The organism is Phocaeicola sp. GP0067 (genome assembly GCF_031119655.1).
Classification (GTDB): domain Bacteria; phylum Bacteroidota; class Bacteroidia; order Bacteroidales; family Bacteroidaceae; genus Phocaeicola; species Phocaeicola vulgatus.
Map to the genome: position 1 here is coordinate 170,826 of NZ_JAVHZY010000002.1, position 14,745 is coordinate 185,570.

At 39.2% G+C, this 14,745-nt stretch carries 12 protein-coding genes; 6 read left to right on the plus strand and 6 right to left on the minus strand.

The window, feature by feature from the left end; translation table 11 throughout:
- Positions 1 to 53 precede the first annotated feature (53 nt).
- Complete coding sequence (locus RE317_RS02540; protein WP_011965647.1) at positions 54 to 1,637, minus strand: alkaline phosphatase family protein; 1,584 nt, start codon at positions 1,635 to 1,637, stop codon at positions 54 to 56.
- Positions 1,634 to 2,809 carry a DUF4105 domain-containing protein gene (locus RE317_RS02545; protein WP_117694554.1) on the minus strand — a complete coding sequence of 392 codons (1,176 nt, stop codon included), beginning with the start codon at positions 2,807 to 2,809 and terminating at the stop codon, positions 1,634 to 1,636. The genes RE317_RS02540 and RE317_RS02545 overlap by 4 nt, the downstream gene beginning before the upstream one ends.
- A 126-nt stretch (positions 2,810 to 2,935) precedes the next feature.
- Between RE317_RS02545 and RE317_RS02550 the strand changes: the two genes are divergently transcribed.
- The 6 genes from RE317_RS02550 to RE317_RS02575 all read left to right on the plus strand — a co-directional run bounded on the left by RE317_RS02550 (position 2,936) and on the right by RE317_RS02575 (position 10,527).
- A complete protein-coding gene (locus tag RE317_RS02550; protein ID WP_005847258.1) occupies positions 2,936 to 3,664 on the plus strand; it encodes a type III pantothenate kinase in 729 nt (242 codons plus the stop codon).
- Positions 3,651 to 4,967, plus strand: coding sequence for a membrane protein (locus RE317_RS02555; protein WP_008669946.1), 1,317 nt, complete (start codon positions 3,651 to 3,653; stop codon positions 4,965 to 4,967). Before RE317_RS02550 ends, RE317_RS02555 begins: the two co-directional genes overlap by 14 nt.
- A gap of 46 nt (positions 4,968 to 5,013) precedes the next feature.
- A complete protein-coding gene (locus RE317_RS02560) occupies positions 5,014 to 6,369 on the plus strand; it encodes a hypothetical protein (protein WP_005848206.1) in 1,356 nt (451 codons plus the stop codon).
- Positions 6,370 to 6,371: 2 nt separating this feature from the next.
- Positions 6,372 to 7,016, plus strand: coding sequence for an LPS export ABC transporter periplasmic protein LptC (gene lptC, locus RE317_RS02565; protein WP_005848207.1), 645 nt, complete (start codon positions 6,372 to 6,374; stop codon positions 7,014 to 7,016).
- Positions 7,017 to 7,029: 13 nt separating this feature from the next.
- Complete coding sequence (locus RE317_RS02570; RefSeq protein ID WP_005848208.1) at positions 7,030 to 8,289, plus strand: hemolysin family protein; 1,260 nt, start codon at positions 7,030 to 7,032, stop codon at positions 8,287 to 8,289.
- 105 nt (positions 8,290 to 8,394) lie between these two features.
- Positions 8,395 to 10,527, plus strand: coding sequence for a peptidylprolyl isomerase (locus tag RE317_RS02575; RefSeq protein WP_005847247.1), 2,133 nt, complete (start codon positions 8,395 to 8,397; stop codon positions 10,525 to 10,527).
- 629 nt (positions 10,528 to 11,156) lie between these two features.
- Here RE317_RS02575 and RE317_RS02580 read toward each other — a convergent pair.
- From RE317_RS02580 to ilvN, 4 genes are all read right to left on the minus strand, one after another.
- Positions 11,157 to 12,242 (minus strand): energy transducer TonB, encoded by a 1,086-nt coding sequence (locus tag RE317_RS02580; RefSeq protein ID WP_008669942.1) that lies wholly within the window; start codon positions 12,240 to 12,242, stop codon positions 11,157 to 11,159.
- 127 nt (positions 12,243 to 12,369) lie between these two features.
- The gene (ilvC, locus tag RE317_RS02585; RefSeq protein ID WP_005847241.1) at positions 12,370 to 13,413 is read right to left on the minus strand and encodes a ketol-acid reductoisomerase; all 1,044 of its coding nucleotides are present in this window, start codon (positions 13,411 to 13,413) and stop codon (positions 12,370 to 12,372) included.
- A 34-nt stretch (positions 13,414 to 13,447) separates the two neighbouring features.
- Entirely contained in the window at positions 13,448 to 14,191 is a 744-nt protein-coding gene (locus RE317_RS02590) for an acyl-[acyl-carrier-protein] thioesterase (protein ID WP_005847239.1), read from the minus strand.
- Positions 14,191 to 14,745, minus strand: a complete 555-nt coding sequence (gene ilvN / locus RE317_RS02595) for an acetolactate synthase small subunit (RefSeq protein WP_005847237.1) — start codon at positions 14,743 to 14,745, stop codon at positions 14,191 to 14,193. Before ilvN ends, RE317_RS02590 begins: the two co-directional genes overlap by 1 nt.

The following is a 14,745-nucleotide window of genomic DNA, read 5'->3' on the forward strand; positions in this document are numbered from 1 at the left end:
AAAGTGCAAAGTTACAATAAAATGCTGATTTATTTGCACTTCTCTCCTTAATATTATTTTCTGATGTCTGTCATTGGTGCCAGAACGGCTGCATTAGGAGCACGAATACGCATGTAATGGGCTACGGTGGGTGCTATATTGCCTATTTTTATAGGCGCATGGATTATTTCCGGTTTCATTCCGTTCCCAATGAAAATCAATGGAGCCGACGCATATGAATAGCGTTGCACCTGCGTATCAAGCGAATGTTCACGGAATACAGTCCAGCCTGGTAAGACTTCTATCCATAAATCTCCGGAACATATCGGGTTATAGTAATTCTTAATTTTATCAATGGTAGGAGTCCACGCTCCCAATTGCAAACGTTGTGAAGAATACACATCTTTCACTCCGCTGAACTGTACCAAGAATTCTGCCGCACGATTTAATATCTCGGATATATTCAGTTGTTTCTGCTCTATCAGCTTATGATTCAAGTATATTTGCTGCTCAAAATGCGCCTCCACCCATTGTCCTTCACCGTAAATAGCTGCCAAATAAAGGTTCAACAGAGCAGAACAACGTTCAATATGGAATTCTCCACCCGGTATTTTATATTGAGGAGAATCAACAGGATCAGCGTCAGCATATCCTGTAGAGGTTATAAAGAATAAAGTATTGTTCAAACCAACCTTCCGGTCTATCAATTCCAATAATTCAGCAATACTGTTGTCCAGACGTACATAGGTATCCTGCATTTCCATCGGGAGTTCTGCAGGAGCCTTATGATCATAATTCCCGGCATAATATGCCAGTGACAAAAAGTCCGGAACAGCATCCTTTCCAATGGAAGTATTACTAAAACAAGCATTAACCAAACGGTTTACCTCATCATTAGCATAAGGGCTTGTTTTCAATTTACGGTATTTATTTTTCCGCTCGTCATCGAAATTATGCTTGAACGTAACTTGTTTGTTCTCGCTAGTCAAATATTTATAGACAGTCACAGGCAAATAAGGCTCCCACGACATATTGCCGATACGGAAATCCAATCCTTCACGGTCATTATAAGTAGTCACCCATGCAGGAAATGTACCATAATATGTACTGCCACTCCATTTTCCTGTTTCATCATTCAACCAGAATGCACCTTTCGAAGCATGACCGGCAGCCAACACCGCCATTTCACGTGTAGGAGCGATAGAATAAACTTCAGCTATTCCTTGTGTGGCTATTACCAACTCATCTGTCAAAGTCGACACCTTCATTTTCTGCGGAGAAGTGGACTCTGAAGTGTAAATACCCATAAAATCAGCATCGTCCACACAATTAAGGACTCGCAGAGTACTGCGGTCCATCCAGTTATCCCCCACGATTCCGTTGGTATAAGGTGTAGTGCCAGAATAAATGGCCGCTACAGCTGATGACTTATCCACATTAATAAAGTCATATTCGGCATTCCGATAAATCCGTCCTTCTCTCCACAACCGCTTGAAACCACGTTCACCGTATAAAGCCGAAAAAGCCTCTATATAATCAGTCCGCAACTGGTCAATAGTCAATCCGACCACCAACCTGGGAACCGCAGGAATGTTCTGTGCCTGCAACCCTGTTAATGCGATAACAGTCAAAAGAGAAGTTAAGATGCGTCCTTTCATTTATTGTTTTGTCTGTAATATAATAAAACGTGGTTTGCAGAACATATCAACAAACACAGTGCCAAAGGTAATACCGTTACATTGAATTTTTGCTGTACAAACGGCATTATCATTATAAAAAGTGTTAAATACACTACATTTATTGTATGATAGAGGTCTTTTTTACCTTTTATAGCTCGACAAACCATGACCGGAAGGTAAAGTAAAGGGATAGGATTCAATAAAAGGATAAGCCAATTGGACCCTACCGTAGGATGAGTAGAAAAAAGGACCAGGAAAGTAATGACACACCCCGCTAACCCTTGTACACCAAAAAGAAGCAAATCCCAAATCCAGATTATTTTCCTGGTTTTAAACTGCAACCATCCTACAAAACAAGTAATTCCTATTAAAATAAAGACACACGCCAGGGGTGACAATGGAAAACCGTCACCAACATTCTCCGGTTCTGCATCCACCACCTTTTTTTCATGCAGAATCAAAGGACGCACGCTGTCACCTACTACTATAGTCGCTTTTTTTGCCGCTTCCAGCAAATAAAAAGGGGCGAACATCTGCTTACGCGCATCAATAGGCTTATCAGCTTCACTGCCCAAACACATATCAATGCCCAGCTCATCCCATTTGTGTCCTTTAGTATATTGATGGACAATATCCCGAAAAGAGAGCCCCTCCTTTCCTTCAGAATAAACAACCTTCCCTTCAATACACCTTTCTATTACATCACGCGCACGGGTAGTGCAATTATCATAGAAAAAGTTATAACGGTAAACCCTATTCTCCGGCAGATAATTCTCTTCCAGCAATCTTCTGAGTTCCTGTTTTTCCGAAATAGTCAAATTCAATGTCTGCTGATAAACCGAGGAACCACGCATAGCATAACTGCCTTCAAAATAAGGATAACGGGTTACGCCCAATTCATAATCAGTTTCTCCTTTGACAAAACGATAGATAAAATGGGGAGCATTAAAGCTGAACATACCATAATTAAACACCCAGTCCTCTCCACGTGCCTTATCCTCATAGCGCAATGCAGTATGCCCGAACAAAGCATATATTTCCGTACCGGGAGCACAAGTCATCAGACTTACCTTTATGTTATCTTCCTGACCTCTAACCGATTGACCCAAGAAAAAGAATAACAATATCAATGCTATAATTAATTTATTCATAAATTCCATTCTCTGTTTACCGATGCAAAAGTACACCTAAATATTAATTAATTCCTCACAAATACCATTTTTTATTGCTATTCCTATTTATTTTTTGCGTTACTTTGCAGCCGAAAAAGCAAAGTTGTGAATTTAATAATCGACATAGGAAACTCAGTAGCCAAATTGGCTATATTCGACAAAGGCGAGTTAGTTGAAGTATTTCGTGGCTCCAATCATTCTTTAGATTGCCTCCCGATGCTTTGCTCCCGATACCCGTTGAAACGAGGTATCATAGCTTCTGTCATAACACTAAGCAATACGATCCGGCACCAACTGGAAAGATTGCCTTTTAACATCATCGAATTAAGTCATGAAACCCCTGTTCCCGTCACTAATTTATATAAAACGCCTCAAACACTGGGCATGGACCGTTTAGCAGCTGTGGTCGCAGCAAACTGGCTGAAGCCTGGACACGATGTGCTGGTTATTGACGCAGGAACCTGTGTCACATACGATTTTATTGACGCTGACGGAGCCTATCATGGAGGCAATATTTCTCCAGGAATGCGTATGCGTTTCAAGGCATTGAACATATTCACCGACAAACTTCCCAAAGTAAGCGCTAAAGGAGAAGTTCCGATGTATGGACAATCTACAGAAACGGCTATCCGGGCAGGAGTCATTCGCGGAATGGAATTTGAAATGAGCGGCTATATCACCCATCTTCAAAAGAATTATCCGGAGCTTTTGGTTTTTTTAACGGGCGGAGATGAATTTTCTTTTGATACAAAATTAAAAAGTATCATCTTTGCAGATAGATTTTTAGTATTGAAAGGTTTAAACAGAATATTAAGCTATAATGATAAATTATAAAAGACTGATTAGTGCGTCAATATTACTCACAGTCACAGGGCTGGCCGTAGCCCAAACAAGCACAAATTCTCCCTATACACGCTACGGCTTTGGTCAGTTAGCTGATCAAAATTTTGGTAACAGTAAAGCAATGGGAGGAATAGCATACGGTTTGCGAAACGGCTACCAAATCAACGCATCTAATCCGGCATCTTATACAGCTATCGATTCATTGACATTCTTGTTCGATGCAGGAATGACTCTTCAAAATGCGAACTTCAAGGATGGTAATGTAAAAACCAATGCTAAAAACTCAAGTTTTGACTATTTGGCCATGCAATTCCGTCTATGGCAAAAAATGGGAATGACAGTTGGTTTTCTTCCATTTTCTACAGTAGGTTACAACATTTCCAAAACACATGATTTTGAGGATGTAGACAATAACGGAAAGTGGGCCGAATCTTATAATGGCGACGGAGGCTTTCACCAGGTTTTTGTAGGATTAGGTTATAAAGTATTTAATAATTTGTCTGTTGGTGCAAATTTTTCATATCTTTATGGAGACATTACCCATCAATCCATGACAGCTATTGGAGCGACAGATACACGTAGTATCAAATTAGACAAATTTTCCATCAGTGATTATAAACTGGATTTTGGTTTACAGTATACTTATAAGTTAAACAAGAAAAACACAATAAATGTAGGTGCCGTTTATACACTGGGACATACCTTGCACGGAGATGCATATAAATATCATCAGACAGGTACGGAAAGTAATGGTTCCATTTATGTACAGTCACAAACTGGCGATACTATTCCCAACCCGTTTAAAATGCCACATACATTTGGTGCAGGTCTTACTTATGTATATGACAACCGCCTGACGATTGGGGTTGACTATACTTTACAAAAATGGAATACAGCCGATCTGACTTGGAGCAAGTTCAACAAAGAAAGTGTGGAAATGAATAACCGCACAAAAATAGCTTTTGGTGCGGAATTCGTACCAAGTTATATCAGCCACAACTATCTGAAGCGTATCCGTTACCGTATGGGAGCTTATTATTCAACTCCTTATAATAAGGTAAGCTATACTGATCCGGACACAGGAGCGACCAGTTTTCAAGACGGTGCACGCGAATATGGCGTCAGTGTAGGTTTCGGACTTCCCATGTTCCAAAGTAAATCTATGCTGAACATTTCCGGACAATACATTAAAGTCAGTCCTAAATTTAAAGGATTAATGGAAGAGAACTATTTGAGAATCAATATCGGGCTCACTTTCAATGAACGTTGGTTCATGAAATGGAAAGTGGATTAATAAATGGAGAGAAGCAAATAAATAACAACAACTAAATTTATATACGATGAAAATGAAGATGGTAACAGCGCTGTTCGTTCTTTCCTTAGGTACAACAGCTTCTTTCGCTCAGACCGGAGCGTCAGACGGATCAAGATTCGGACATGGTGAAGACAGTATCCGATGCTTGAAAAATATCAGTATTTACACTGAGTATGTCAAAACTAACAATTTCAAGGACGCCTATACTCCTTGGATGAGCGTATTTACAGAAGCCCCCAAAGCTCAAGTAAGTACTTATACTAATGGTGCAAAAATTCTTCGTGCTTTAATAGCCGGTGAAAAAGATGCAGCTAAGCAAAAACAATACTTCAATGAACTGATGAAAGTTCACGACCAGCGTATCCAATATCTGGACGATTTGAACAAGTTGGTTAAAAGAGATGCTACAAAGGGTTCAATTATCGGAATGAAGGCACATGACTACTTCACAATGGGTGGACAGGACATGAATGAAGCATACAACATGTTCAAAGAAGCCATTGAACTTGAAAAAGAAAATTCCGACTATTTTGTATTACAAGAATTCATGGATGCTGCTGCCCGTAAAATGAAGAGTGATGAAGCATACAAAGAACAATTCATTCAGGATTACTTGTTTGCATCAGGAGTTGCTGATGGAGCTTTAAAAGCTGCCACAAAGGAAAATGACAAAAAATTATTGAAAGTGGCAAAAGACAATATCGATGCATTTTTCATTAACAGTGGTGTAGCGACTTGCGACAACCTACAAGCTATCTATGCTCCGAAAGTTGAACAAAACAAAACTAATTTGGATTATCTGAAGCAAGTTATTTCTGTAATGCAGATGCTAAACTGTACAGAACAGGAAGCTTACTTTGCTGCATCTGAAGCCGCACATGCCATCGAACCGACTGCCGAAACTGCTGTAGGTTGCGGATACATGTATTACAAGAAAGGTGATATGGACAAATGTATCGACTATTTTGATCAGGCTATCAACTTAGAACAAGACCCATTAAAGAAAGCCGACTATGCATACAAAACCGCTGCTATTTTATTCAGCAAAAAACAGTTGAGCAAGGCAAAACAATATGCGCTGAAGTCAATCTCATTGGATGGAAACAATGGTAAGCCTTACATTTTAATTGCTAATATGTATGCATCAAGCCCTAACTGGAGTGATGAAGCCGCATTGAACAAGTGTACTTATTTTGCTGTTATCGACAAATTACAGAAAGCAAAAAGTGTAGATCCTAGTGTTGCTGAAGAAGCAAATAAACTAATTGGTACTTATGCAGCCCATACTCCTAAAGACGCAGACTTGTTCTTCCTCAGCTTGAAGAAAGGTGACTCTGTTACAATCGGTGGATGGATTGGTGAAACAACAACTATCAGATAATTATGTCGTCTGAAAAAAAACAAGAATCACACTTTATATTTCTAAACATAACAGTTGCCATTTGGGCAACTGTTATGTTTGTTTTATTCCCAGCATGCTCAGGAGGCGAAAAAAATCTGGCGGAAGCCATTACAGAAAGAGATTCATTGCCTAGCATGAAAACATTGGGGGTTACTACCCTTATATCCGATTCCGGTATTACCCGCTACAAAATTATCACAGAAGAATGGGAAATTTATGATAAAAAGAACCCTCCTTATTGGGCTTTTGAAAAAGGAGTTTATCTGGAAAAGTTTGATTCCCTATTCCATATTGATGCCAGCATAAAAGCCGATACAGCCTATTACTACGAGAAAAAGAAACTTTGGGAATTGAGAAGCAATGTGCATATCCGCAGCCAAAGAGGCGACAAATTTGACACAGACCTGCTCTTTTGGGATGAAAAACAGGAAAGGGTCTATTCTGACAAATTTATCCGCATTGAACAAGAAGACAAAATCATTACCGGTTATGGATTTGAATCCAACCAGCAAATGACAGAATATCAAATTTATAATAACACAGGTATTTTCACTGTAGAAGATACAGCACCAGCAGACAGTACAAAAGCTGTTGCAAATAGCACCAGAACTGATTCGATACGCTAATTCACTCACTATTATGGGTATTATTATACAAATTCTTATCACAATGGCTTTTTCCGCTTTTTTCTCCGGCATGGAAATAGCCTTTGTTTCATCCAATAAATTACGTTTTGAAATGGATCGTAACAGCCAAAGCATAAATTCACGTATACTTTCCATCTTCTTTCATAATCCGAACAATTTTATCTCTACCATGTTGGTAGGGAACAACATCGCTTTGGTCATTTACGGTATATTGATGGCACAAGTCATTGAACAAAACTTGCTGGCAGGATTGATAGACAACCACTTTTTATTAGTACTGATCCAAACAATTATTTCCACATTAATCATCTTGGTCACAGGAGAGTTCCTGCCTAAAACCTTATTTAAGATTAATCCCAATTTCACTCTGAATATTTTTGCAGTTCCCACTTACATTTGCTATGTCTTGCTCTATCCCATCAGCAAGTTTGCTTCGGGAATATCCAATATATTACTTTACATTATAGGCATTAAAACAAATAAAGAAGCCAATGAAAAAGCTTTTACCAAAGTCGATCTAGATTACTTTATTCAAAGCAGTATACAAGATGTTCAAAATGAACAAGACATAGACACCGAAGTCAAGATATTCCAAAATGCACTAGATTTTTCGAATATCAGAATTAGGGATTGTATGGTACCCAGAACCGAAATTGTTGCCATAGAATATGGAACTCCCATAGAAGAACTAAAAGCCCGCTTCATTGAAAGCGGAATCAGTAAAATCATTGTCTATAAAGAAAACATTGACAATATTATAGGTTATATCCATTCTTCTGAAATGTTTCGTGAACAGACCGACTGGACTAAGAGTGTCCGCCAACTACCTATTGCTCCCGAAACGATGGGAGCGCATAAGCTGATGAAACTATTCATGCAGCAAAAGAAATCCTTAGCTGTAGTAGTCGATGAATTCGGAGGTACATCCGGCATCGTGGCGCTAGAAGATTTAGTGGAAGAAATTTTCGGTGAAATAGAAGATGAGCATGACACGACTTCTTACATAGCCAAATCTGTCGGTGACAATGAATACATCCTTTCCGGACGTCTGGAAATAGAAAAAGCCAATGAATTGTTCTCACTTGACCTACCGGAAAATGATGATTACCAAACTATCGGTGGACTCATCCTGCACCAATACCAAAGCTTCCCCAAAATACATGAAGAGATCACTTTCGATAAATTCCATTTCAAAATAATTAAAGTAACAGCAACCAAAATTGAATTAGTAAAGTTGAAAGTAACCGAATAATAGATTTTTTTCACAATAAAATAGCTTGTAAGCTGCATTTTTTGTATCTTCGTGCGCTAAATCTATGAAGTATAAAAAAACAATAAACAAAAATAGTAAAATTAAATGGCAACATTACAAACAATCAGAAGTAAAGGCCCTCTGTTGGTCGTTGTAATCGGACTTGCCCTCTTCGCATTCATTGCCGGAGACGCATGGAAGGTTCTCCAACCACATCAGGGTAAACAAGACGTAGGTGAAGTGAATGGAAAAACACTTACAGCACAAGAGTATCAAAAAATGGTAGACGAATACACAGAAGTCATTAAATTGACACAAGGTGTTTCTGCATTAAATGACGACCAACTGACTCAAGTGAAAGACCAAGTATGGCAATCTTACGTAAATAACCAATTAATCGCAGCAGAAGCTGCAAAATTGGGACTGACTGTCAGCAAAGCTGAAGTTCAAGCAATCATTGAGGAGGGTACTAACCCCTTATTAATGCAAACTCCGTTCCGCAATCCGCAAACCGGTGCTTTCGACAAAGATATGCTGAAAAAATTCCTGGTAGATTACGCTCACCTGGATGCAAGCAAAATGCCTGCACAATATGTAGAATACTATCAAAAAATGGGAGCTTTTTGGAATTTTATTGAAAAGACTTTGATCCAATCTACTTTAGCTGAAAAATATCAGAACCTGATTGCAAAATCATTGATCTCAAATCCGGTTGCAGCTGAAGATGCGTTTACATCACGCACTGAACAATCAGACGTTTTACTGGCTGCAATTCCTTATTCTTCTATCAGCGATTCAACTATCACGGTTTCAAACAGCGAAATCAAAGATCTGTATAACAAGAAAAAAAGTTCTTTCGAACAGCCGGTTGAAACTCGTAACATCAAATACATTGATGTATTGGTAACTCCATCTGAAGAAGATCGCAAAGAAGTATTAAATGAAGTAACCGAATATGCCAACCAGCTAGGTACCGCTGCCGACATGAACACATTCATCCGTTCCACCGGCTCTGTTGTTCCTTTTTCTGAAATTGCAATCAACAAGACTGTATATCCTAATGATGTAGTTGCTCGTTTGGACTCTGTAACTATCAACGAAGTATATGGTCCTTACTATAATCAGGCAGATGATTCATATAATGCTTTTAAAATTATTGCCAAGCAGACTGCTCCCGATTCAATCCAATATCGTCAAATTCAGGTATATGCTGAAGATGCTGCTAAAACCGCAACTTTAGCCGATAGTATTTTCAATGCACTGAAAGATGGAGCTGACTTTGCTGATATCGCAAAAAAATATGGTCAGACAGGTGAAGCAACCTGGTTGACTGCACGCAACTATGAAGGTGCTGCATTAGATGCTGACAATGCTAAATACATCAACACATTGATTAACTCTAATGTTAAAGAATTAAGCAATCTTCAGATCGGACAAGCTAACGTTATTCTTCAAGTGTTGGATAAAAAAGCCATGAAAGATAAATATAAAGTTGCAGTGATTAAACGTCCGGTTGAATTCAGCAAAGAAACATACAACAAGGCATACAATGATTTCAGCCAATTCGTAGCGCAGAACACTACAATGGATAAGATTGTTGCCAATGCAGAAGAAAGCGGATACCGCTTGTTAGAACGTGCTGATTTCCGTAGCGCAGAACACCGTGTGGGTGGTGTAAAAGGAACCCGTGAAGCGTTGAAATGGATTTTTGCAGCCAAAGAAGGTGAAGTGTCTCCATTGTATGAATGTGGTGAGAACGATCACCTGATGGTAGTTGCTCTTGAAAAGATTAATCCTGCCGGATATCGTAATATCAACTTGGTTGCCGACATGCTGAAAGCAGAAATCATCAAAGATAAAAAAGCTGAAAAACTGATAGCTGAAATGAAAGGTGCAAACAGCATTGACCAAGTGAAAAATATGGCAAATGCAGTTAGCGATTCTGTAAAACATATCACTTTCTCTGCTCCGGCATATGTTTCAGTAACTCGCGCCAGCGAACCAGCTTTAGGTGCTTATGCAAGCAAAGCTGAAGTAAACAAGTTAACTGGTCCTATCAAGGGTAATGCAGGTGTTTACATGATTCAGGTTTATAACAAAGAAAAAAGTGCAGAAGAATTTGATGCTAAAAACGAAGAAAACAACTTGTCTAATATGGCAGGACGTTATGCTAGCAGTTTCATCAATGACCTCTACAAAAAAGCTGAAGTGAAAGATGACCGTTATCTGTACTTCTAATCTGTAGTATATAATCCTATAAATATAAAAACAGGCTGTATCAAATGATTGGTACAGCCTGTTTTTATATTCTTCCTGTCGTTGGTGACAGGACGTTTTTTTAAAAGATCAAGAGCTTTTAAAAAAAGATAACCGCCTTTTTAAAAAAGAACAAGAGCTTTTTTAAAAACGTCTTGATCTTTTTTACCCCTGCCGAAAATTCCATCGTAAGCCTCATTTCGTAGAAACCCTTCTCATGCATACTTCTTACGATAGAAAAGCCTGAAAATGTCCTACTTTGCATCAAACACAAACAGCCTGTAAAAAATATGCATAACTGACAACAAGCATGTTATGTAAAAAAAACTTCAAAACATAGTGAGGGCATGAGAGTATAAGTGAGAGCAAGAATTTTTACCGTCAATACATAAGTAATTTATAATTAGCCTGTTATACACACAATGAGGGCATGAGGGCATATATGCTCGAAGTTCCTGTATCGAAAAACTGACAGGTCAGAGATACTTCCGAAAGTTGACCGAAGAACAAAATGATCCTTCAAGAACGGTAATCCTCCTTAATGTTACAGGTGGACTCCCAAAACTGTCAAAACATCGAAATCTCAAGTCCAAAGTAGCAATATGTATAAGCTACCAACTAAAAATAATGGGAATGGTGAATTGATTCACATAAAACTCCCGATACCATTTCTTTGAATTGAAATAATACCCCGTACTCCATTTTTCATTCACTAATTGAAGTACCCGCAATGCTTCGGCATCCATTAATGGATCAAGTCCTCTCACCAGCCGAAAATCTTTCATTGAACCATCTATATCCACATTGAAACTATAAATCACCCGTCCCTGCTTTCCCGTAGCTTTCATTTCGGGAGTTATTTTCAGATGAGAATTTATAAATTGCGTCAAAGCAACAGTACCACCGGGATAAGAAGAGTATCTATAAGGCTCCCAAGTGGTCTTTTCCAAATCTTCCTGTGCACATTCCCTATACAATAAATAATGTTCCAGATCCTCTTTCCAAAAACGCATAGTCAAAAAATAATCATATGGCACAGGTTTGCTGTTTTTCATGGCAGGAATCAGCCGGGGAAAATTAGAAAGAATACGTATAGCCTCTTTATCAAAAGCCGGATGAGTGCCTTTTATCACACGGATATTCATAATCTCCCCGTTTTCATTCACCGTAAAACGGCAAATAGCAACGGCTTTATCCACTTTATCATCAGGCCAACCCATATTTCCCATAACAAGACTACGAATATCATCTGGAAAGACAGGCATGGAATCGACAAATTGTCCCCTGCAAGATTCCAGAACTTGCTGCTGCCGCCAAATACGGTCACTGTAAATATCAGGATTAAAAGGAATATGAAAGACTACAGTACTATCTATATCTCTACCCGCTTTCTTTGCAGGCTGCCATTCACGCATCCCCTCAATCACATCTTCGGCCGCCTTGGCAAACAAAGGATGAGTGGCTTCAATATATTTACTACGGACAATACCCAAACTATCAATGCGGAGTGTACACACTGCTTCACCTGCAATATCCGCCTTTAATAAAGAATCCGGATATACAAGCTGCCACACAGCATAATCCGTAATACCTTTTACTGTGGGATAATATGGTGGAAGATTCATATTCTTTTGTGCATAAAAAGATAGAAAGGGAAATATGCACCCTATTAATAAAAGTGATAATCTATTATTCATGTCTAAGTCAAGTTTTCACAAAATTAGCGACTACACATGATATAAACAATACCACTAACATTAATATATATAAAAGAAAGCGGAGATGCCTCATCGCACCCCCGCTTTCTATACTAAATACTAACTATTAATTATTTTCAGGACGAAGTTTACGTACGGTTACAGCCGTCTGCCACATTTCGCTTTCACGCAATGCTTTCAATTCTTCTTCCAATTTTTCACGATAATCGGGTTTAGAGTTAGAATCGATAGAAATCTGAGCCTCGTTGCCAGTCTTCACACTGTGATATAACTTTTCAACTACAGGTTTGATAGCATCATGAAACGGAGTCATCCAATCCAATGCACCGCGCTGAGCAGTAGTAGAGCAGTTAGCATACATCCAGTCCATACCATTCTTAGCAAACAAAGGCATCAATGACTGGGTTAATTCTTCTACAGTTTCATTAAACGCTTCAGAAGGGCTATGTCCGTTTTCACGCAATACTTCATACTGAGCCAACAACAATCCTTGGATAGCCCCCATTAAAGAACCGCGTTCACCAGTCAAGTCAGAAGTTGCTTCACGCTGGAAAGTAGTTTCGAACAAATAGCCTGAACCGATACCAATACCCAATGCAATAGTACGTTCATAAGCCTTGCCGGTTACATCCTGATAGATAGCGTATGAAGAGTTCAAACCACGACCTTCCAAGAACATGGTACGCAGTGAAGTACCCGACCCTTTAGGAGCTACCATGATCACATCAATATCAGCAGGAGGAACTACCCCTGTACGGTCACTCCAAGTAATAGCAAAGCCATGAGAGAAATAAAGTGCCTTGCCTTGAGTCAAGCAAGGTTTGATAGTCGGCCATACAGACATAACAGCTGCATCAGATAACAGACACATTACGATAGTCGCTTTCTGACAAGCCTCTTCAATACCAAACAGAGTTTCACCCGGAACCCATCCGTCAGCAACTGCTTTTTCATATGTTTTTCCCGGACGCTGACCAACGATTACATTGAAACCATTGTCCCGGAGATTCAAAGACTGCCCCGGTCCCTGCACACCATACCCGATCACAGCGATTGTTTCATCTTTCAATACTTCACGTGCTTTTTCCAAAGGAAATTCATCGCGGATAACTACAGTTTCTGTAACGCCGCCAAAATTCAATTGTGCCATTTTAAATTATAAATTAAAAATTAAAAATTAGATTCTAAATAAATATCACCTTACTGCGAACGACAACATCTGTGCCATTCTTCTTCACCTCTATATCATATTCTTTCTCCCCCACTTCCTCGCGGTAGAAACTCAATATATCACCATAATAACTTTCAGCTACATAAGCCATCTCAAAACGTTTAATCCGTTTCTCCTTAAAAAATTCTATAGGAAACAGGTCGAGAATATGTTCTATATACTTAATACTGTTCACATGACCATTGATATCAATATCGCTATATCTGGTCTGGTATTCAGAAACCGGAGTTTTCTCTGTCACCTTAATACGACCGGGCTTGCTTATAGGACATTCCTTATCGCATACATAATCAGTGATACTACCTCCGTGAAGCGTAAGCAAGTCAGCTGGTTTGCGAGTTTCCATACTGATCATCGCCCATACGGAACGGGCGTATCCGACAGCTTTTCCTTCCTTATCCAAAATTGCAAAATTACGGTCTGTAAAAAGGCGATACACGTTCTCCACCCATGTCTGAATACTGAATCCCTCATATTGACAAGGCATATTCTCTAACTCTACAGCTAAACGGGAAAGTACCCATGTATAATGATTCTCATTGAGTGTAGCAATTCCAAATCCCCGGTCGGCAGCATGAAAGCCGGCACAATTCAGCAAATGGTTACCCAGCACACTCATAGTCAACTTTCCACTGAAATCACAGTGAAAGGGTTCTGCCACAAATCTGTATGTTCCTACTTTATTCTCACTCATCATTATTCCGTTTTTTGCTGGCGATACTTTTCCTCGCGTTGGGTCAGATATTCGTTCACACGCTCGAAACAGCTGGTAGTAATCGCCACACGTCCCGAACGTACAAACTGCAACACACATCCCAATCCGCGCAACTCCTCATAAAGAGCAGTAATTTCCTCACTCATTCCATTCTTTTCAACAATAGAGAAAACCGGATTTACTTCTACAATGCGGGCACTATAACGGCGGATAACTTTAGATGCCATAGGATTCTCCTGAAATTCAGGAGTAGAAACCTTGTACAAAGCAATCTCATGCTGATAAATCTCACTATCAGTAAAATAATGTGCCTGCAAAACATCTATTTTCTTCTCAATCTGCTTCACCACCTTTTCTATCACATCCTGAGTAGTCCAGACAGTAATAGTATATTTATGCACTCCCTTGATGGAAGACGCAGAAACATTAAGACTTTCGATATTGATTTGGCGACGAGTAAACACAGCCGTAATCTGATTCAGCAAACCGGCGATATTTTCTGAATGAACGATTAATGTATATAATGTCTTATCCAT

Coding starts and splice junctions, on each gene's coding strand:
- RE317_RS02540 (WP_011965647.1), bottom strand. CDS start 1,637: ATGAAAGGACGCATCTTAACTTCTCTTTTGACTGTTATCGCATTAACA.
- RE317_RS02545 (WP_117694554.1), bottom strand. CDS start 2,809: ATGAATAAATTAATTATAGCATTGATATTGTTATTCTTTTTCTTGGGT.
- RE317_RS02555 (WP_008669946.1), top strand. CDS start 3,651: ATGATAAATTATAAAAGACTGATTAGTGCGTCAATATTACTCACAGTC.
- RE317_RS02560 (WP_005848206.1), top strand. CDS start 5,014: ATGAAAATGAAGATGGTAACAGCGCTGTTCGTTCTTTCCTTAGGTACA.
- lptC (WP_005848207.1), top strand. CDS start 6,372: ATGTCGTCTGAAAAAAAACAAGAATCACACTTTATATTTCTAAACATA.
- RE317_RS02570 (WP_005848208.1), top strand. CDS start 7,030: ATGGGTATTATTATACAAATTCTTATCACAATGGCTTTTTCCGCTTTT.
- RE317_RS02575 (WP_005847247.1), top strand. CDS start 8,395: ATGGCAACATTACAAACAATCAGAAGTAAAGGCCCTCTGTTGGTCGTT.
- RE317_RS02580 (WP_008669942.1), bottom strand. CDS start 12,242: ATGAATAATAGATTATCACTTTTATTAATAGGGTGCATATTTCCCTTT.
- ilvC (WP_005847241.1), bottom strand. CDS start 13,413: ATGGCACAATTGAATTTTGGCGGCGTTACAGAAACTGTAGTTATCCGC.
- RE317_RS02590 (WP_005847239.1), bottom strand. CDS start 14,191: ATGATGAGTGAGAATAAAGTAGGAACATACAGATTTGTGGCAGAACCC.
- ilvN (WP_005847237.1), bottom strand. CDS start 14,745: ATGGATAAGACATTATATACATTAATCGTTCATTCAGAAAATATCGCC.